Origin of the sequence: Fulvivirga ligni, from assembly GCF_021389935.1 — a bacterium.
Taxonomy (GTDB): domain Bacteria; phylum Bacteroidota; class Bacteroidia; order Cytophagales; family Cyclobacteriaceae; genus Fulvivirga; species Fulvivirga ligni.
In genome coordinates this window covers 4,003,036-4,023,994 of sequence record NZ_CP089979.1, presented here as the reverse complement: position 1 = coordinate 4,023,994, position 20,959 = coordinate 4,003,036, and the positions used below count along the sequence as shown (strand labels likewise).

Genomic DNA, 20,959 nt, shown 5'->3' with positions numbered 1-20,959 from the left:
ATATTTACTTACTAAATCGATTTAATTGATTAGATTTACGTACTACTGATTATAATTTTTGTGTTTAAATGAAAATAAGATGGTTATTGCTGATCGTGCTGTTTCCTCAAATAGTGTTAGCTCAGCAAGCTTATTTTGTGGACGGATATCATGGGGGTATTTATGGTCATTATCCAAGATGGCAGACCCACTTCATGGTAGAAAAGCTCAAGGCGCATCCTGATTGGAAAATCAATCTGGAAATAGAGCCTGAGACCTGGGATTCGGTAAAGGTTTACGACCCTGAGGCTTACGTAGAATTTCAACAAGCCATGAAAAATCCTGAGCTATCCGAACGAATCGACATTGTAAATCCTGCCTATGGTCAGGCCTACTTATATAATATTTCAGGGGAGTCTATTATTCGGCAGTTTGATCTGGGTATCAGACGATTGAATGAACATTTCCCTGGCTTTAGCTACACCACTTATTCCTCCGAAGAGCCTTGTTTTACCAGTGCTTTGCCTCAGATATTAAAATCATTTGGTTTTAAAAATGCCGTTTTGAAAAACCCCAATACCTGCTGGGGTGGCTATGTGCAGAATTATGGTGGTGAACTGGTAGGCTGGGAAGGACCAGACAAAACCATGATTAACACCGTCACCAGATATGAAAGTGAGGCTTTTGAAAAGAATTCTACCTGGCAAACCACTGCCTGGGGCAACAGTGATACTTATGTGAAAGCGGCTCTGGCTCAAGGCATTGAGCACCCCGTGGGCATGTGTTTGCAAGATGCCGGCTGGAAAGGTGGCCCATGGCTAGGCATTGCGAAATCCACCTATAGACCTTCACAATATGTCACCTGGACAGATTATTTCGAGGATTATGCTGTGAAACAACCTACCAGTCAATGGGATTTTAGCCAGGAAGATATCAAGGTCAGCCTGGTTTGGGGAGCTCAGGTATTGCAGAGAATAGCGCAGCAAGTACGCACCTCAGAAAACAAAATTACCATGGCTGAAAAAGCATCGGCCTTTTCAAAAGCTACCCATCAAACCACCTGGCCACAAAGCAGATTCGATGAGGCCTGGCGCACCATTTTACTATCACAGCATCATGATTGCTGGATTGTGCCCTACAATGGCAGAAAAGGAGACACCTGGGCTGATAAAGTGGTGGACTGGACACACAGCACCAATGCCATCAGCGATAGCGTAACACAGCAAGTACTTGGCGCTGCACAGGATATAGCTTACGGGGAATATATAAAAATCTTTAATACTCAAGCGGTTGACCGTGAGGATGTTATTCGTGTAAACATACAGCCAGATTGGAACAAGAATGTCTTACTGACTGCTGACGATGGCCAGAAAACTCCTGCTCAGGTAATTACAGCCGCTGACGGAAGCAAACAATTGGTATTTGTAGGCAAAGTAAAACCCTTCGGGATGACTTATTTCAAAGTGGAAAAGCTGAAACAAGAATCAGGGGAACACTTCAGTAATAACGAATCCATCATTGAAACTGCCTTTTATAAGCTTACCCTCGATCCTACCAAAGGAGGTGTTATCACCAGTTTGGTCGATAAAAAGAATGGCAATAAGGAACTGGTGGATCTACAATCGCAAAGAGCTTTCAACGAGCTAAGAGGGCACTTTTATGAACAGAATAAATTAATTTCTAGTAAAGACCATCCCGCTGAAATTGAGGTCGTAAATGATGGACCCGTGTTAACTACCATAGCGGTAAAAGGTCATATCGATAAGCACCCCTTTACCCAGTGGATCACACTTTATCAGTCCGATGGGAGGATAGATTTTGAACTCGATATTGATTGGCAGGGCAGCCCGGGCATTGGTAAATATTCACAAATGGAAGAGTATGAAGCCAAGGACCCAAAAAAGGCCTTTTATAATGATGAATACAAGTTGCTTGTTCATTTTCCATTGGCTTTTGATCACCAGAAAATATATAAAAATGCGCCATTTGATGTCACAGAAAGTCGGCTGCAATCCACCTTCTTTGATCGATGGGACAGCATAAAAAATAATGTCATCCTCAATTGGGTGGATGTGATGGATGGTGATGATAATCAAGGTGTTGCGCTTTTCACTGATCATACCACCAGCTATGCACATGCTGATGATCATCCTTTGGCGCTTAATGTACAGTACTCTGGTAGAGGGCTTTGGGGTAGAAACTACAGCCTGGAAGGTCATACCCATATGAAATATGCCATTGTTCCACATCAGCAGAAATGGGATAAAGCAGGCATATGGATGCAAAGTGTAGCATGGAATGAATCGTTGCCAGCCCAAATTATAAGTAAAAAAGCCAATGATCAGTCGCTCATCAACTTCGAAAATCAGGGTTGGGAGCTCATCTCAGTGCAGTATGATCAGGATTTGCTGGTACGTGTGTTTAATGCCGAAGGAAATGAAGAGCCTCAGAACATAACTCTGAATGGTGATTTTGATGAAATAAAATTAGTCGCTCTTAATGGAGAGGTGCTTGAAACACTACCAATAAAGGACGTCAAAGGCCAAAAGACGGTATCGCTAAGCATACCTCATTTTGGTATAAGAACATTAAAAATAAAAGGTTTTAAGTCTGTAAAACGATAAAGGAATTCAATGAAAATAATTAGTAAATCGTGTACGCTGGCTGCATTGCTTATGCTCAACGCCTGTGCCTTCACCCAACGGGCTGAAGAAGCGACAGCGGAAAAGGAAGCATGGGTGGAGTCTCCGGCCAGTTTCGTCAACCCGTTTATCGGGGCTAGCACCAGCACAGATGCTGCTGGCGTCTACCATGGGTTAGGTAAAACATTCCCAGGTGCCACCACGCCTTATGGACTGGTGCAGGTGAGTCCAAACACCATCACGGGAGGCGATAATGGCTCGGGCTATAGTTATGAGCATACGTCCATCGAGGGCTTTGCTTTTACCCAAATGAGCGGAATAGGCTGGTTTGGAGATATGGGTAACTTCCTTGTTATGCCTTCAGTGGGTGAATTGCATACCGCTGCTGGCAAAGGCGACAACCCTTCGGCAGGATATCGTTCAGCGTATGATAAGAAAAGTGAAACTGCCTCTGCGGGCTACTACGGTGTCGCACTAAGTGACTATAACATTAAAGCGGAAATGACTGCTGCGCCCCACAGCGGCATGCTACAGTTTACTTTCCCCGAAAACAAGCAATCACGCATTCAAATTGATCTAGCCCGAAGAGTTGGAGGCACCTCTACACTACAATCCATCGAAGTGCTTAATGATCACACCATTCGTGGCTGGATGAAATGTACTCCTGACGGTGGTGGCTGGGGCAATGGCGATGGTCAGGCCAACTATACAGTTTATTTCTATGCCCAAATGAGCAGACCTTTTACGGAATACGGAATCTGGGAAGCCGACATACCTGATAACTGGACCAGGAAGAGAGAAGACATTGAGAGTGATCGTTATCAACAAAGAATAGCTGAAGCAAAAGTTTCCCATAATGTGGACAAGGCTGAAGGCAAACATCTGGGCTTCTTTGCCGAATATGACACCAAAAAGGACGAGCAAATTCAACTGAAAGCAGGTATTTCCTTCGTGAGTTTAGAAGGAGCAGAGCAGAATTTGAAAGCAGAGATAAAGGATTGGGATTTTGAAAAGCTAAAGTCCGAAGCTACGCAGCTATGGAATGACGCCCTTTCTAAAGTAAAGGTGGCTGGCGGCAGCGATGAAGAAAAGAAAGTTTTCTACACGGCCCTATATCACACCATGATCGACCCAAGAGTTTTTGAGGATGTGAGTGGTGAATATATGGGTGGTGACGGAGAAGCACACCAATCAGAGCATTTCACAAAAAGGACTATTTTCAGTGGTTGGGATGTGTTTAGAAGCCAGTTTCCACTGCAAACCATCATTAATCCTTCATTGGTGAATGACATGATAAACTCACTGGTAACGCTGGCCGATGAAAAAGACAAATCTTACCTGGAAAGATGGGAGCTGCTCAACGCCTACAGTGGCTGTATGATCGGTAATCCTGCCGTTTCTGTCATTTCGGATGCCTACTCTAAAGGCATAAGAGATTTTGATGCGGAGAAAGCATTAAAGTACATGGTAAATACTGATAATCAGTTCGGTAACAACGAGGTGGGCTATACCTATGAGTCGCTTGGTATTTCAAATACCCTGGAATACGCCTATACGGAATGGTGTACTGCTCATATGGCCGAATTAATGGGAGAGAAGGAAATCGCCAAAGACTTTTATAAAAGATCAGAGAGCTATAAAAACATATTTGACGACTCAGTTTCATGGTTTCGTCCCCGCAGAAAAGATGGCTCCTTTGAGCCCTGGCCTGAAGGCGGCAGATTGAAAGAGTGGTATGGAAGCGTAGAGAGCAACCCTTACCAACAGGGGTGGTTTGTACCTCAGGACATAGATGGTATGATCAAGCTGATGGGAGGTAAAGAAGAAGTGAAGGATGATCTGACCAACTTTTTCGAAAAAGCCCCGGAAAACCTCATGTGGAATGAATATTATAACCATGCCAATGAACCCGTGCATCATGTACCATACCTGTTTAACTATGTAGATGCTCCATGGCTCACCCAAAAATGGACCAGACTGATCTGCGACAGAGGCTACAAAGATGGCGTGGAAGGACTGGTAGGCAATGAAGATGTTGGTCAAATGTCGGCCTGGTATATACTTTCAGCTTCAGGCATTTATCAGGTATGCCCTGGAAATAACAGGATTGATATCACCAGCCCGGTATTCGATGAAATTCAGTTTCAGCTGGATCCCAAATATGCCAAAGGAAAGACTTTTACAATCATAGCTCATAATAATAGCCCGGAAAACCTCTATATCCAGGAGATCAAGTTGAATGGTAAGGCACATAACGAGCCATATCTTGATTTTGAAGATATCAAAGAAGGAGGGAAGCTGGAGTTAACTATGGGTTCTGAACCAAACTATAAACTTAAATAATCATGCGTAGAATAGGCTTTACTGTTATTATTTTACTCGGTTTCTCCTGGAGTTTGCTAGCGCAGACTGTGAAACCATTCAAAGAAGGTGAAAAGGTGGCTTTTGTGGGGAATAGCATCACGGAGGCAGGTTTTTATGAAGAGTACATCTGGCTTTACTACATGACTCATTTCCCTGATCGTAGGATAGAGGTGATCAATGTAGGTATCGGAGGAGATGTTTCCCGACAGATTGATGCCCGAATAGAATCTGATGCTTTTGCGCTCAATCCTACCGTGGTGGTAGTAACATTTGGAATGAATGACTCCGGTTATCATGAGTATAATGGTGATAATCCGCAGCAATTTGCTGATGACAAGGTGAAGGAATCTAACAAGTATTTCCAGGAGATCATTAAAAAGCTTAAGGCTAAACCTAATGTAGAAAAGATCATCATGAGCACTTCTCCTTATGATGAAACTATGAAGAATGAGCAAAACTACTTCCCTGGTAAAAGCAAAACCATAGAAAGAATTGTGGCTTTCCAGAAGGAGGAAGCAGCTAAGTATAATTGGCCTTTTGTTGATCTGTATTATCCAATGCAAGCCATCAATACAGAAGGACAAAAAACGAATCCTGAATTCACCATCACCGGTCCTGATAGAATCCACCCGGGCAATGGTGGTCATCTGGTGATGGCCTATCTATTCTTAAAAGCACAAGGCCTGGAAGCGCCTGTAGCAGAGGTAAGTATAGACTTGAAAAAAGGTAAAGTACTGCAAGAAAACAATGCTAAGATCAGCAATCTGCAAGCCAGCAAAAGTAGCATAACCTTCGATTATTTAGCTAAATCCTTACCTTATCCGGTGGACAGCAGCTCCAGAATGTGGGGTAATGATCAGAAGATGAACCTGGCTTTGGACGTGGTTCCTTTTACTCAGGATTTCAACAGAGAGATGCTAAAATTAGAAAACCTGAAAGCAGGCAAGTATCAATTATTGATTGACGGAGATAGCATCGGAATTTGGGATGCACAGGCTTTAAATAACGGAATTAATCTGGCTTTGCAACAGAATACACCTCAATACAGACAAGCATGGACAGTGGGGCACCTTGCCAATTCCATCAGAGACATTGACAATAAGCTAAGAGAATACTACTGGATCCAGTTCGACTTCTTTTTAGAGCACGGTATGTTATTCCAGAATGATGATGAGGCCGTTGAATTTGCCAGAAAGCAATCTGAAAACAACTTCTGGTTGAAATCTAAAATGGACACTTACGAGGCTATGAGGTTTGAAAGCATTCGTAAAACCTATTACGATCAAAAGGAAGCATTGGCCGATTTAATCTACAAGCTAAACAAGCCTAAAACACATAATTTTAAGATTGTACCGGTGGCTCAATAAGTCCACCGGTATTCCCTAAATTTTATGTTTTTACTAAAACGATTTAGTAATATATTTTATATCTTTAAGATCAGTTAAAACTTACAATCAATATCCTCATTACCAATGCGTAAAGGCATATATATACTACTATCAATCACTCTTTCCTTCTTGTTATTCTGCTGTCAGTCGGCAGACCATTCGAAAGGGGAGTACACTCATATTTCTTTAAACAGCGATCAGGAATCTGTTCAATGGAAGGTCTATCCGCAGGACTCCATAGGCAAGGACAGTCTTAACATTTTCGCGCCTGATTATAACACTGACGGGTGGGTAAAAGCCGTGGTGCCGGGAGCAGTATTTACTTCTTATGTAGAAGCAGGCATAGAAAAGGATCCTAACTTTGGTGACAATATCTATCAGGTAGATAAGAAGCTTTACGATCGTAATTTCTGGTACAGAACGGAATTGAAGGCACCGGAAAGCTACAAGTCGGGCAAAACCTGGCTAAACTTTGAAGGTGTAAATCGAAAGGCAGATGTTTTTTTCAACGGTAAGCTATTGGGTAAACTGGATGGCTTCATGGACAGAGGCCATTTTGATATTACCGATGAGCTTGAAAAGGAGGGCAATAATGTACTAGCCGTGCTGGTTTATTGGCCCACATTACCTATTCCAAACCTGGCAAGTCCTACTTACATTTCCAGTGCCAGTTGGGATTGGATGCCTTACGTACCTGGCTTGCTTATGGGGATCACGGATGACGTTTACCTGAGCAATAGCGGTGATGTCACCATTCATGATCCATGGATAAGAACCAAGCTGGAAGGTCAGAAAAAGGCACATTTAACTATTCAAACTGAAGTTCAAAATAATGCCGGTGAACCAGTGAAAGGCACATTGAAAGGGTTCATTAAACCTGGAAATATCGAGTTTTCTCAAGAAGTGACCCTGGCTGCTAATGAGAGAAAAACTATAGCTTTCACTCCCTCAGAATTCACTCAACTGAATATTGATGAACCACAACTTTGGTGGCCTAATGGCTACGGTGATCAGCCACTTTACACCTGTGATTTTGAGTTTTCTGCAAATAATGAACCCTCTGATTATGATCAGGTGACTTTCGGTATCAGAGAATATGGTTATGACAGTACCAATCATGCCTTTCATTTACTGATTAACGGTGAGAAAATCTTTGTAAGAGGTGGGAACTGGGGCATGTCAGAATACATGTTGCGCTGCCGTGGTGAAGAATATGAGACCAAACTAAGGTTACATAAAGAATTGAATTTCAACATGATCCGTAACTGGATCGGCTCCACCACTGATGAAGAGTTTTATAAGGCTTGTGATAAATACGGCATCATGGTTTGGGATGATTTCTGGTTAAACTCACATCCTAATTTGCCTACTGATATCGATGCTTTTAGTGATAACGCCATCCAGAAAATCAAAAGATACAGAAACTATGCATCGGTCGCCTTATGGTGTGGTGACAATGAGGCTAGTCCACAGCCACCATTAGATTCTATTTTGGCTGCTCATGTTGCCAAGTATGATGCCGGTGACAGACGCTATCAATCCAACTCCAGGAAAGGTGGCGGATTCTCAGGCAGCGGCCCTTGGACTAACGCCGATCCAAAAGTATACTTCAGTGGCCTGGCAGGTTTTAATGGAGATGAAAACTCACCGGTTAAAGGCTTCAGAAGCGAAGTAGGAACAGCAGTTTTTACCACATTTGAGAGTTTCAAGAAGTTCATGCCCAAAGAAGATTGGTGGCCGAGAAATGAGATGTGGAATAAGCATTTCTTTGGTAAGTCAGCCGCGAATGGTGGCCCTGATACTTATGAGCAAAGCATCAATGAAAGGTACGGCCAGGCTAATGGAATAGAAGACTGGTGTAGAAAAGCGCAGTTGCTTAATTTGGAAACCAACAAAGCCATGTACGAAGGCTGGAGACATGACAGCTGGGATAAAGCCTCCGGGATTTTAACCTGGATGAGCCAATCTGCCTATCCATCATTTGTGTGGCAAACCTACGACTATTATTATGATCTGAATGGTGCTTTCTGGGGAGCCAGAAGAGGAAGCGAGCCGGTACACATTCAATGGAGCGCTTCTGATAATTCAGTAAAAGTGTTGAACTCCACTCGTGAAGACTTGGAAGGGGTAACCGCGGAAATAGCCGTATACGATCCTGCCGGCAAACCATATGAAGAGCTCGGAGGAAAAGTAAAGCTTGATGCTCCCGCCAATGGCATCTACGATGTATTTAAAATTAATTTCAATGTCAATAACCTGGCAGCCAATGCTCAAGCCGTAGCCTCATCCACCTCGAAAGACGCTGGGGATGCTTCATCAGTAAGTGATGCCAGCAGCGGCACCAGATGGAGCAGCTCATATGACGATGACAACTGGGTGTATGTTGATTTAGGGGAGAAAAAGAGCTTTACCACTGTAAGAATCTACTGGGAATCGGCCTTCGCCAAAGCGTATAAACTACAACTTTCAGATGACGCCAAAAACTGGAAAGATGTATATCAAACTACTGACGGCAACGGCAGCATCGATCATATTCAATTCCTTAAACAGGAAGCCAGATATGTGCGTATGAAAGGTAAGAAAAGGGCCACCGACTGGGGCTATTCCATCTTTGAAATTGAAGTATATGGTGAAAGCCCTGATCAGCTGGATCCTGTGCATTTCATCAAACTCAAGCTGACCGATAAAGAAGGAAATATAATTTCTGATAACTTCTATTGGAGAGGATCAACGCCTTTAGATTACACAGCTATCAATGATTTACCAAAAGCACACTTAGAAGTGAACTCAGCCGTAGCTGAAAAGGACGGCAATTATCTGGTGAATGCTGAGATTATGAACCCTAAAGATGCAAGAGGTGTGGCATTGGCTATCCGTGTAAAACTGGTGAACAGTGAAACGGGAGAGCAATACTTACCAACCTTTAAATCAGATAGTTATTTCAGTCTGCTGCCGGGTGAAAGTAAAAAGGTGCAGCTGGAAATAGCCAAGAGTATAATAGGAAAAGACACGCCAAAACTGGTGGTGGAACCTTACAATAATTAGTGCCATGAAGAAACTACTGTTAATCAATTTATTACTAGCATTTGCTGTGATCAGCTATGGGCAGGATCTGTCCTTTGCCGACCCTCTGGGAGAGCACATGGTGATCCAGCAGAACAAGCCATTCAAAGTCTGGGGTACTGCCAAATCAGGAACCTCCGTGGAGATATCAGCGGATTGGCTGTCTTCATCTGTGACAGTAAAAGCCGATGAAGATGGACAGTTTATCGGTATTATCACTGTTCCAGCCATCAAAAAAGGAGATTTTAAAAATCATTGGCTCAGCATTGGGAGCGAAGGACAGACCAAGAAGTTAGAAGATGTTTTAATCGGTGATGTTTGGATTTGTAGCGGGCAGTCCAATATGCAATTTGGATTACATGAGGTGCCCAATGCCAGGGAGGAACTGGCCAAGGCATCACATCCTCAGGTGAGGCTTTTCTCTGCCGGCCTTAACTTCAGCAATGACCCTTTGATGAATATATCTGGTGAATGGAAGGTATGCGATTCAGTATCAGCCAAGAAGTTTTCCGCAGTAGCCTATTTCTTTGGTACAGAACTACAAAAGGACCTTAACATTCCGGTAGGTATAGTTTTTACCGGTATAGGAGCTTCTGCAGCTCAGGCGTATGTGCCCAGGGAGGTGTTGGCCGCTGATCCGGTGTTGAATAAAGCCTATCTTCAACCATACCTGGAGTCTGACAAAAGCAAGGAGAAGATTGATGGTGGCTTCAGCTTCGAAAAAGTAACAAGGCCTTTTTTGTTATATAATGCCGTTATACACCCTTTTAAAAACCTCTCTATCTCAGGCTTCTGCTGGTATCAGGGAGAGTCTAACCGAGACGACAGAAGCCAGTATACTCAGCTCATGTACAAGATGATCAGCAGCTGGCGAGATGCTTTTCAACAAGGAGAATTACCATTCTATTTTGTTCAGGTAGCTCCTTATTATTATGATATTGAGGATCCAACCATGGCCGATTATGCTTTCTTCAGAGAAGCTCAGGAAGCCATTACTGATATGGGCAATACAGAAATGGTCATCACCATGGATGTGGGGGAAGCTAAAGACCTGCACCCGAAAAACAAAAAGCCAATTGGTGTAAGGCTAGAAAAAACAGCCCTAAACAGATACTATGGACAGTTGAATGTAGCTTATCAGGGCCCACACTTTGAGTCAGCAGAATTCAATAAAAGCCAGGCCATTGTCACCTTCCAACCAGGCACGGTAACCGGTGGATTAAAAACCAATGATGGCGCAGCACCCAAGTTTTTTGAAGTGGCAGGAGAGGATCAGGTATTTCATCCAGCTCATGCTCAAATATCTGGCAATCAAATCATTGTAAGCAGCAAGGAAGTGAAGAAGCCAGTGGCTGTTCGTTATGCTTTCACCAATTATCCAGTCACCAATTTGGAGAATGGAGCAGGCTTTCCTGCGGTACCTTTCAGGTCAGATAATTGGCCCGAGCCACCTGTAAAAAAGAAATAATTAAGACAAGCACTTATCTATGAGAGTATTTATAATATCTACCTTAATGTTGATCGGTTTGGCCGCTCAAGCGCAAGACCTGGTCAACTATGTAAACACTTTACAGGGTACGGAATCAGACCCTGGTTTTAGTTATGGAAACACTTATCCAACCGTGGCGGTGCCTTTTCCTGTGCATTCCTTTTCTGCCCAAACCGGTAAAAATGGAGATGGCTGGAAATACCAATATTCCAAAACCACTATCAGAGGCTTTCAACAGGTGCACCAGTGTAGTCCCTGGGTAAATGATTATGCCACTTTCTCACTCATGCCTGTGCTGGGAGAGCTGAAGGTAAACGAAGATGAAAGGGCCACTGGTTTTACTCATGACAAAGAAATAGCTAAACCGCATTACTACAAAGTTGATCTTGATAATGGTGTGAGAGCTGAAATATCGCCTTCAGAAAGATCAGGCCACATGAGATTTACCTTTCCAAAAGGGCAGGAGGCGTACCTGGTTTTTGATGGCTATACCAAGCAGAGTTCAGTGCAAATTCATTCTAAAGAAAGGAAGATAACCGGATGGGTGCACAATGGCTTGCTCATACCGGTCAACTTCAAATGTTATTTCGAAATTGTATTTGACAAGCCCTTTAAGGCCTATGGTACCTGGGAAAACAGAGAAAATACTATACAGAAAGGTCAGACTAGCGCAGAAGGTGATGGAAAAGGCGCATACATTGAATTTAAGCCAGGCACAACCGTTCAGGTGAAAATCGCTTCATCATACATCAGTCCGGAGCAGGCGGTGCTGACCATGAGGCAGGAAGTAGGCAATGATAAGAGTCTGGACGTTACTAAAAAGAAGGCCGCTGACAAATGGAATAAACTTATGAGCAGGGTCAAGGTAGAAGGAGGCTCAGAAGAAGATAAAGCCACTTTCTATTCTTGTTTATTCAGAGCGAACCTCTTTTCTCATCGTTTTTTTGAGATCAATGAGCAAGGCAAGCCTTACTATTTCAGTCCATACGATGGCAAGATTCATGATGGCTACATGTACACAGATAATGGCTTTTGGGATACTTTCAGAGCACAATTTCCGCTAAGCAACTTACTGCACCCCACCATGCAAGCGCGCTATATGCAATCCCTGTTGGATGCACAGCAGCAAAGTGGTTTCTTACCCACCTGGTCATGCCCTGGAATGTCAGGCATCATGATCGGCAACCATGCCATCAGCTTACTGGCCGATGCTCACATTAAAGGGGTCGGAGGTTTTGATCCTGAGGAAGCCCTAAAGGCCTATTTCCATGAAGTGACCAACAAAGGTCCATGGGGTGGCTCAAATGGTAGAGAAGCCCACAAAGAATGGTTTGAATTAGGCTACATTCCTTATCCTGAAGTAGGAGAGAGTGCTGCCAAAACTTTAGAATATTCCTATGACGACTGGTGTGCCTATAACATGGCTAAATCTATTGGTAATGAGTACTATATGCAGATTTTCTCACGTCAGATGTACAATTATAAAAACATTTATGATAATGAAGTGGGCTTTATGAGAGGTCGCAAGATCACGGGTGAATGGGTACCTGAAGAGTTCAATCCAATTGCCTGGGGTAATCCATTTACCGAAGCCAATGCCTGGCAATATTCATGGTCAGTATTTCATGATGTAGATGGCCTGGTGGATCTCATGGGAGGCAGAGATAAGTTCATTCATAAGCTGGATACCTTCTTCACCATGGAGTCAGTTTATGACGTGGGCCATTATGGTCAGGTGATCCATGAAATGCGTGAGATGGAGGCGGCCAATATGGGGCAGTACGCTCATGGTAATCAGCCAGTGCAGCATGTTCCTTACCTCTATAGCTTTGTGGGTCAGCCCTGGAAAACCCAGTCAAGAGTAAGGAAAATCATGAGCCAGCTCTACAGCGGTACAGAGAAAGGCTATCCTGGTGATGAAGATCAGGGCGGCATGTCTTCATGGTACATCTTAAGTGCCATGGGCTTTTACAGTGTTTGCCCGGGAACGGATCAGTATGTGCTGGGTAGCCCGATGTTCGAGAAGATCACCCTGACTTTGGAAGATGGTAAAAAGTTCGTGATCGATGCCTCCAACAACAGAAAGGAGAATGTCTACATCAACTCAGCCAGCCTGAATGGCAAAACATACACTAAGAACTATATTACTTATGAGGACATTGTGAAAGGAGGAACATTACACCTGAACATGTCTGCTCAGCCTAATAAAAATAGAGGCATCAATGATGAGGATCAGCCTTATTCCGTCTCTACTAATAAATAACACACTAGATGTTAGGGTTTTGTTTTTTATTCTAGTTTTGAAAAGAGGTCGTCTGCAATGTACGGCCTCTTTATTTCCATTAAAAATCAGTTTAAACCGTTGATAAATGCATATTAAAAAATTCAGTAATCACATTTCGGAGAGGCTTCTTGCCGGCCTGGCCTTGTTGCTTGTTCTGCCTCTTTTGTTGAGCAGTTGTCAAACACCGCAAGCCAGCGACTCGTCTACTACTACAGCATCTGGTAGCACGCCAAATTATGCTCAGTTGGTGAATTCCACCATTGGTTCGCAAGGGAAGGGGCATGGTATTCATGAGCAATATTTAGAAGCAGGCTATACCTTCCCAGGCGCCATGTATCCGATGGGAATGGCACAGTTTACGACTACCTTTTTCAATCCGCAGAAAGGCTTTGTCATTAACCAAATGAGCGGAGCTGGCTGTGGGCATATGGGTAATTGTCCTACGCTACCCCTTGCTGGCGATCTCACTGCCTCACCGGTAGACATGATGAACCTTGAACCGCAGATTGAGGTGCAGGAGGCACATGCTGGTTATTATAAGGCTGCCTTAAAAAATAATGTTACGGCAGAACTGACTGTAACACCAAGAAGTGGTATGGCCCGTTTTTCCTATAGTCAAAATAGTGATAAAGGAACAGTGATCATCGGTACAGGAATTAACGCTAATGACCTGAATATTTCTGAAGTAAAAATAAACGGAAACAGCTTTGAAGGAAAGGCTGAAGGTGGTCAGTTTTGCGGTTTTAGAACTCCTTACATCCTTTATTTCTATGCAGAATTTGAGAAGGAACCTTTAAAGAGCGGCACCTGGAAAGATGGACAACTATCGCCTGACAGTAAAGCAGCAAATGGCTCTAATTCAGGGGTTTATTTCACCTTTGATGTTTCTAAAAGTAAATCAATCAATTACAAAATAGGTATTTCTTACGTTTCGCTAGCGAATGCTAAGGAGAATCTAAAAACTGAAAATACCAGTTGGGACTTTGATGAGGTAAAAAACAATGCTGAAACTGCATGGAACGGATACCTTGGCAGAATACAGGCCACCGGAGCCTCGAAAGATAAAGAGGTTCAGTTTTACTCAGCATTATACCACGTGTTCAATCACCCTAACATATTTAACGATGTTAACGGCGAATATATAGGCTCTGATGGCCAGATTCACAAGGCTGAAGGTTTCACATATTATACCGGATTCAGCAATTGGGACACCTACAGAACACAGACACAGCTGATTAGCATGCTGGCTCCTGAAGAGACCAGTGACATCATTAAATCTCATATACTATTTGCCCAGAGATCGGGTGGTGGCTGGCCAAGATGGGTGCTCAATAATTTTGAGACGGGCATCATGCAAGGCGATCCTACATCTGCGCTTGTAGCCAATGCCTATGCTTTTGGTGCTCAGGACTTTGATCATCAGGCGGCCTTTGAGATAATGAAAAAGAGTGCACTAGAGCCAGGCACAAGATCACAAGGAGTTGAAACAAGACCTCATCTGGATGAATATCTCAAGCTGGGCTACACACAGGCTTCTATGAGCCTGGAATATAACCTTTCTGACTTTGCTATTGCACAGTTTGCCAAGCAGGCCTTAAATGATCAAAAAGCCTATGATCTATTTTTAAGCCATTCACAGTATTGGAAAAACCTTTACAACCCTAAGACTAACTGGCTGCAATCCAGAAATGCTGATGGCAGCTGGAAGAACCAGAGAGATGATTGGAGAGAAGCCAGTTTCAAAAACTACTTTTGGATGGTGCCACAAAATCTGGAGACCTTGATCGACACCATCGGAGGAAAAGACTATGCTGCTCAACGTCTTGATGAGTTTTTTATGAAGCTTAACGCTAACTATCATCAAGAGTGGTTTGCTGCTGGTAATGAGCCTGATTTTCAGGTGCCTTGGATTTACAATTGGGTCGATCAACCATGGAAAACGCAGGCATTAGTAAGAAGAATCATCAGAGAGCAATATACTAACCGAGCCAGCGGATTGCCCGGAAATGATGACATGGGAGCCATGGGTGCATTTTATGTATTTGCCAATATAGGCATTTACCCTGTTATTCCTGGTGTAGGAGGTTTTTCACTGAATAATCCTTCTTTTGAAAAGATTGTGGTGAAGCTAGGCTCTGGTAATACCTTGACCATTTTAGGAGGTTCAGAACAAAATGAATACACCCAAAGCCTACAATGGAATGGCAATACATATGACCAAACCTGGATCTCCTGGGATGAAATTAAAAAAGGTGGTACATTGAATTATAGCTTGGGTTCAGAACCTAACAAATCTTGGGGATTAGAAGCTGAACCACCATCATACAATTAATTATTGACCATCTAAACTTAACTACTCATGAAATCAGCATAAACATTCCTAGGTGAATTTATACCAACCGCCGGATGAATGTTTATGAGAATTCCATGTGACCATTGAAAATAAACACATACACATGAAATCTTCATATAAACCAATGAAGCTCACCGCTGCTGCACTAAGTATCATGTTGCTTGGTGCTTGTCAAGGTCCGAGCAAAGAAACAACCGAAGAGAGTGACACTCTCCAAACTGAGGCGAGGATCGAAACGACAGCAGATGATTGGATATTAGGACCTTTCGTAAGACCAGAAGGCATTAATCCTGTGATCTCACCAAAGGAAGAGACTTCTTTTAATGATCCTATGTCTGGCAAAGCCATAGCCTGGGAGTCTAATGACACTTTCAACCCTGCTGCCACCGTAATGGGTGACAGTATTTATGTATTATACCGGGCTGAAGACAAGTCTGGTGTAGGCATTGGTGAACGAACCTCAAGACTAGGGCTAGCGGCCACTGCCGATGGCTTTACCATGAATAGAAGAGATACTCCGGTAATGTATCCCAAAGATGATGCTCAAAAGCAAAACGAATGGACCGGTGGATGTGAAGACCCTCGGGTAGCCGTTACCGAAGATGGCCTTTATGTAATGCTCTACACCCAATGGAATAAGAAAGTGGCTCGACTGGCTGTAGCTACATCAAAAAACTTAGTGGACTGGGATAAGCATGGACCAACTTTCCAGAAGGCATTTGACGGAAAATATAAAGATAGATTCAGTAAATCAGCTTCCATTATTACGCAGGTGAAAGACGGAAAAAAGGTGATAACTAAAGTAAATGGCAAGTATTGGATGTACTGGGGTGAGAAGGGCATATTTGCAGCCACTTCAGATGATTTGATTAACTGGACTCCAATTGAAGAGAATGGAGAACTAAAACCACTGATCTCACCACGAAAAGGTTATTTCGATAGTCAGCTTACTGAAGCTGGACCTCCAGCGGTAATCACAGACAAAGGTATAGTGCTGATGTACAATGGTAAAAACCTTGCGGATGGGGGAGACACCACTTATACGGCTAATAGCTACTGCGCAGGGCAGGTATTATTTGATAAGAACGCTCCTACCAAAGTACTTCATCGCTTAGATAAGCCTTTCCTGGTTCCTTCAGAATCATTTGAGAAAAGTGGCCAATATCCTGATGGCACAGTGTTCATTGAAGGATTAGTGTACTTCAAAGATAAGTGGTACCTGTACTATGGCTGTGCCGACTCCAGAGTTTCAGTGGCTGTATACACACCAGAGTAAGTTATTATACTATTAACCGAACCATTAGCATAATTTCAGCTTGAAGACATAAAGACCTCGTGACCTCAAGAAAATATTGCTTATTTAGTTGACTAAATCGATTTTATAAAGCATCTTTCATGATGAAGAGCTGAAATTATGCGTGGTGGTTTATCCTCCTGAAGTAAGTGGTTGCTGTATATCTCTCAGCTTTTGCTTATCTTACTATAATAACTTACGCTCATTTAGTACTACTCATTTATTTAACCTCATGAAAAACAAACTATTTTACTTTGCGGTAACCGTGTCCATGGCGGGGTTTCTTTTCGGTTTTGATACCGTGGTTATCTCCGGAGCCAATCTACCTATTAAAGAACTTTGGAATACCTCAGAATGGTTTCATGGCACCTTTATTATGTCAATGGCCCTTTGGGGAACAGTAGTAGGTGCTTTGCTTGCCGGTTATCCTACCGAGAAACTGGGACGTAAAACCACCTTGATCTGGATAGGAGCCTTATTCTTTATATCTGCTGTAGGATCGGCATTGGCACCAGACCCATATTCATTTTCTTTCTTTAGATTCATCGGTGGTCTGGGCGTAGGAGCTTCTTCTATTGCCGCACCTACTTATATTTCTGAGATATCAAATGCAAAAAACAGAGGTCGTCTTGGCGTACTTTATCAATTCAATTTGGTCTTTGGAATTCTAATTGCTTTTATTTCCAACTATTTACTTAATGGAGTAGGCGGTGATAACGACTGGCGATGGATGCTTGGTATAGAAGCTGTGCCAGCTCTGCTATATACAATTATGGTCATCGGAGTTCCTAAAAGTCCAAGATGGTTACTCCTGCATAAAAACGATCCTGATGAAGCCCTAAGAGTACTGAAATTAACTTCATCAGAAGAGGATGCAAAAGCACTGCTTAAAGACATTCAGGATGATCAAAATAAATCGAAAGAAGAGCCTACCAGTATTTTCTCAGGCAAATATAATTTCTCGCTCTTATTAGCATTCCTTATTGCCTTCTTTAATCAGCTGTCAGGGATTAACTTTATTCTATACTATGCTCCTGAAATATTGGAGAAAGCAGGCTTTGCCAGTTCAGACTCTTTACTGAGTTCAATATCAATAGGCCTTGTAAACCTTATTTTCACTTTTGTAGGTATGTACCTCATAGATAGGCTGGGTCGTAAGCAATTGATGTATATCGGATCATTTGGATATATTATAAGCTTGTTAATGGTAGCTTATGGTTTTTACGCTGATGCTTCTGCTAACATTAAGTTGGTATTTATCTTAATGTTTATTGCCTCGCATGCTGTAGGACAAGGGACAGTAATCTGGGTTTTTATATCTGAAATATTCCCTAATAAAGTAAGGGCTTTCGGTCAGGCCTGGGGTTGTGGTACACACTGGGTATTTGCAGCTATTATTACGCTTTTAGGAGCCGTACTCATTAATAGCTTCGAACCCTATATCGTATTCTGTTTCTTCGCCTTCTTCATGGTATTACAACTTCTATTCACCATGTTCCTCATGCCGGAGACTAAGGGAGTTTCTTTGGAGGAACTGCATAAGGTTTTAGTAAGAAAGAAAGGCAGCGAATAGGCCTTAAAAAGATTTATATAACCGATTTAGTTCGCCAAATCGGTTATATTCCTAGATTTAATGCCTATTTTAGATCTCAATTTCTAATCAACTAATGGCCAAAACCAGACTTACCATAAATGACATTGCTACGTCGCTCAATATTTCCAAAACGGCTGTCTCATTCATATTGAATGGAAGAGCCAAAGAGAAGGGAATTAGCGATAAGCTTGTAATTAAAGTTCATAAAAAAATAAAGGAACTGGGCTATCGCCCAAACCAATTTGCTCAGGGTCTTAGAACCGGACGGACTAATATTATCGGTCTTATGGTGGAAGACATTTCTAACCCATTCTTCGCTAGCATAGCCAAAGAAATAGAGGATAAGGCACTTCAAAATAATTATAAAATAGTTTACTGTAGTACAGAAAACGATCGAGACAGAGCCAAGGAGTTTTTAAACATGTTTACCACGCTGGGAGTAGACGGCTGCATTATAGCACCTACTATGGGCATGGAAGATGATATTAAAGAGCTGATGAACAACGGCATGGATGTAGTGCTCTTTGATAGGAAATTCAAAAACATATCCAACGACGTGGTGATGGTCAACAACGAGGAAGGTACCTATAATGCCATCAAACACCTTGTAGACCGAGGATACAAAAAGATAGCAATGATCGCCCTGGCATTAGGTAAAGCGGAAAAAGAAGCCCGTATTATCGGCTATAAAGATGCCGTAGCAGAGTTTGGACTTGAAACGCATGTCTTTCCGTTACCATTTAAGGCCAAATACAAAGATTACGTAGAAGATATAGGTCAAATAATAAAAGACAATCCTGATTTCGATGCTATCCTTTTCGGAACTAACTATTTGGGAATTAGTGGATTAGAAGCTATTAATGATCTTGGTCTTGAAATACCAAAAGACCTGGCTATAGTATCTTTCGATGATCATGACCTTTTCAGAATACATAAGCCTAAAATCACGGTAGTCTCACAACCCATAGAAGAGATTTCTCAGACAGTAATTGACACTTTATTAGATAGACTTAAAAGCACCAAAAAAGATGCTTCAAAGAAGTCCATTACCTTATCTGCCACTCTGATTGAAAGAGAATCAACAGCCGCAAAAAGCTAGCGAGGCTTCTATCCATTTTATGAAAAGTAAAGTTTTAAAGTATGTGTTTATTGTGTCAATGGCCGGCTTCCTTTTTGGCTTTGACACCGTTGTTATATCTGGGGTAAACTTACCATTGAAGGAGCTCTGGCAGACTTCAGGATTGTTTCACGGCACTTTTATCATATCAATTTCCTTATGGGGCACCGTACTAGGATCCCTTTGGGGTGGCTATCCTACTGAGAAACTAGGCAGGAAGACCACTTTAATCTGGATAGGTATTTTATATACAGTCTCAGCTTTAGGTGCGGCAATTGCCACGGGTCCATACTTATTTTCATTCTTTCGCTTCATTGGTGGAGTAAGTGCAGGAGTGGCCTCTATAGCTGCGCCTTCCTATATAACGGAAATATCGGAGGCTAAGAATAGAGGAAGAATGGGGATGCTTTTTCAATTCAATCTGGTATTCGGTATTCTCATGGCCTATGTATCCAATTACCTCTTGGTAGATATTGCGGGTAGTGATAGCTGGAGATATATGCTAGGAATAGAGCTAATACCGGCCGTGATATACTCTGTGCTTGTACTTATTATACCGGAAAGTCCGAGATGGCTTATTGTTCATAAAAAGGATTTGGAACAAGCCAAGAAGGTTCTAAGTACTTCTTCATCAGAACCTGAGAAGATTATTGAGGGTATTGTTAAAGAGGAGCAAAAGCATTCAAAGGGAGAGGGGAAGCTCTTCTCTGGCAAATACAACCGCGTATTGATACTATCGTTTTTAATTGCCTTTTTTAATCAATTTTCAGGCATCAGCTTCATCTTATTTTATGCGCCAGAAATATTAGAGAAGGCCGGTCTGGGCACTACGGATTCATTACTTAGCTCCGTCTCAATAGGCCTGGTTAACCTATTCTTCACTTTCATAGGAATTTCCCTTATAGATAAGCTCGGCAGAAAGCAATTGATGTACATAGGTTCCGTTGGCTACATCATTAGCCTGGCTATGACCGCTGTAGGCTTTTACAACAACTATCCAGCTACTTTCATGCTGGTATCCATGCTGCTCTTCATTACCTCTCATGCCATTGGCCAGGGAGCTGTAATTTGGGTGTTTATATCAGAAATTTTCCCTAATAAGGTCAGGTCTTACGGTCAATCGTGGGGATCTGGTCTATTAAATATATTCGCAGCCATTATCACGCTATTTGGAGCAGTGGTCATATCCCAATTTAGCCCAGAATATATATTCGCTATTTTCTGCTTCTTCATGGTACTTCAACTCCTGTATACTCATTATATGATGCCTGAGACAAAGGGAGTAAGTTTAGAGGAATTGGAAGAGAAGTTGAGTAGTTGATGGTATAAATCCAATTTATAGTCGAAAACTTAATTTATTCTAGTTTTAGATTTTGAGCATAAAAAAAGCCT

At 42.4% G+C, this 20,959-nt stretch carries 11 protein-coding genes; all 11 read left to right on the top strand.

Annotation, left to right across the window (positions count from 1 at the left end; all coding sequences use genetic code 11):
- The first annotated feature begins 68 nt into the window (after nt 1-68).
- The 11 genes from LVD16_RS17040 (at nt 69) to LVD16_RS16990 (ending at nt 20,888) form a co-directional block, all read left to right on the top strand.
- Entirely contained in the window at nt 69-2,603 is a 2,535-nt protein-coding gene (locus LVD16_RS17040; protein ID WP_233769480.1) for a glycoside hydrolase family 38 C-terminal domain-containing protein, read from the top strand.
- Nucleotides 2,604-2,612: 9 nt separating this feature from the next.
- Nucleotides 2,613-4,964, top strand: a complete 2,352-nt coding sequence (locus LVD16_RS17035) for a GH92 family glycosyl hydrolase (protein WP_233769479.1) — start codon at nt 2,613-2,615, stop codon at nt 4,962-4,964.
- Nucleotides 4,965-4,966: 2 nt separating this feature from the next.
- Nucleotides 4,967-6,352 (top strand): SGNH/GDSL hydrolase family protein, encoded by a 1,386-nt coding sequence (locus LVD16_RS17030; protein WP_233769478.1) that lies wholly within the window; start codon nt 4,967-4,969, stop codon nt 6,350-6,352.
- Between the two features lie 105 nt (nt 6,353-6,457).
- The gene (locus LVD16_RS17025) at nt 6,458-9,418 is read left to right on the top strand and encodes a discoidin domain-containing protein (protein WP_233769477.1); all 2,961 of its coding nucleotides are present in this window, start codon (nt 6,458-6,460) and stop codon (nt 9,416-9,418) included.
- A 4-nt stretch (nt 9,419-9,422) separates the two neighbouring features.
- Nucleotides 9,423-10,904, top strand: coding sequence for a sialate O-acetylesterase (locus LVD16_RS17020; protein ID WP_233769476.1), 1,482 nt, complete (start codon nt 9,423-9,425; stop codon nt 10,902-10,904).
- Nucleotides 10,905-10,923: 19 nt separating this feature from the next.
- Complete coding sequence (locus LVD16_RS17015; protein WP_233769475.1) at nt 10,924-13,188, top strand: GH92 family glycosyl hydrolase; 2,265 nt, start codon at nt 10,924-10,926, stop codon at nt 13,186-13,188.
- Nucleotides 13,189-13,294: 106 nt separating this feature from the next.
- Nucleotides 13,295-15,541: a GH92 family glycosyl hydrolase gene (locus LVD16_RS17010; RefSeq protein WP_233769474.1), complete on the top strand. Its 2,247-nt coding sequence runs from the start codon at nt 13,295-13,297 to the stop codon at nt 15,539-15,541.
- A 124-nt stretch (nt 15,542-15,665) separates the two neighbouring features.
- Nucleotides 15,666-16,838, top strand: a complete 1,173-nt coding sequence (locus tag LVD16_RS17005) for a beta-1,2-mannosidase (protein ID WP_233769473.1) — start codon at nt 15,666-15,668, stop codon at nt 16,836-16,838.
- 250 nt (nt 16,839-17,088) lie between these two features.
- Entirely contained in the window at nt 17,089-18,429 is a 1,341-nt protein-coding gene (locus LVD16_RS17000; protein ID WP_233769472.1) for a sugar porter family MFS transporter, read from the top strand.
- A gap of 94 nt (nt 18,430-18,523) precedes the next feature.
- Entirely contained in the window at nt 18,524-19,549 is a 1,026-nt protein-coding gene (locus LVD16_RS16995) for a LacI family DNA-binding transcriptional regulator (protein WP_233769471.1), read from the top strand.
- Between the two features lie 19 nt (nt 19,550-19,568).
- Entirely contained in the window at nt 19,569-20,888 is a 1,320-nt protein-coding gene (locus tag LVD16_RS16990) for a sugar porter family MFS transporter (RefSeq protein WP_233769470.1), read from the top strand.
- Nucleotides 20,889-20,959 lie beyond the last annotated feature (71 nt).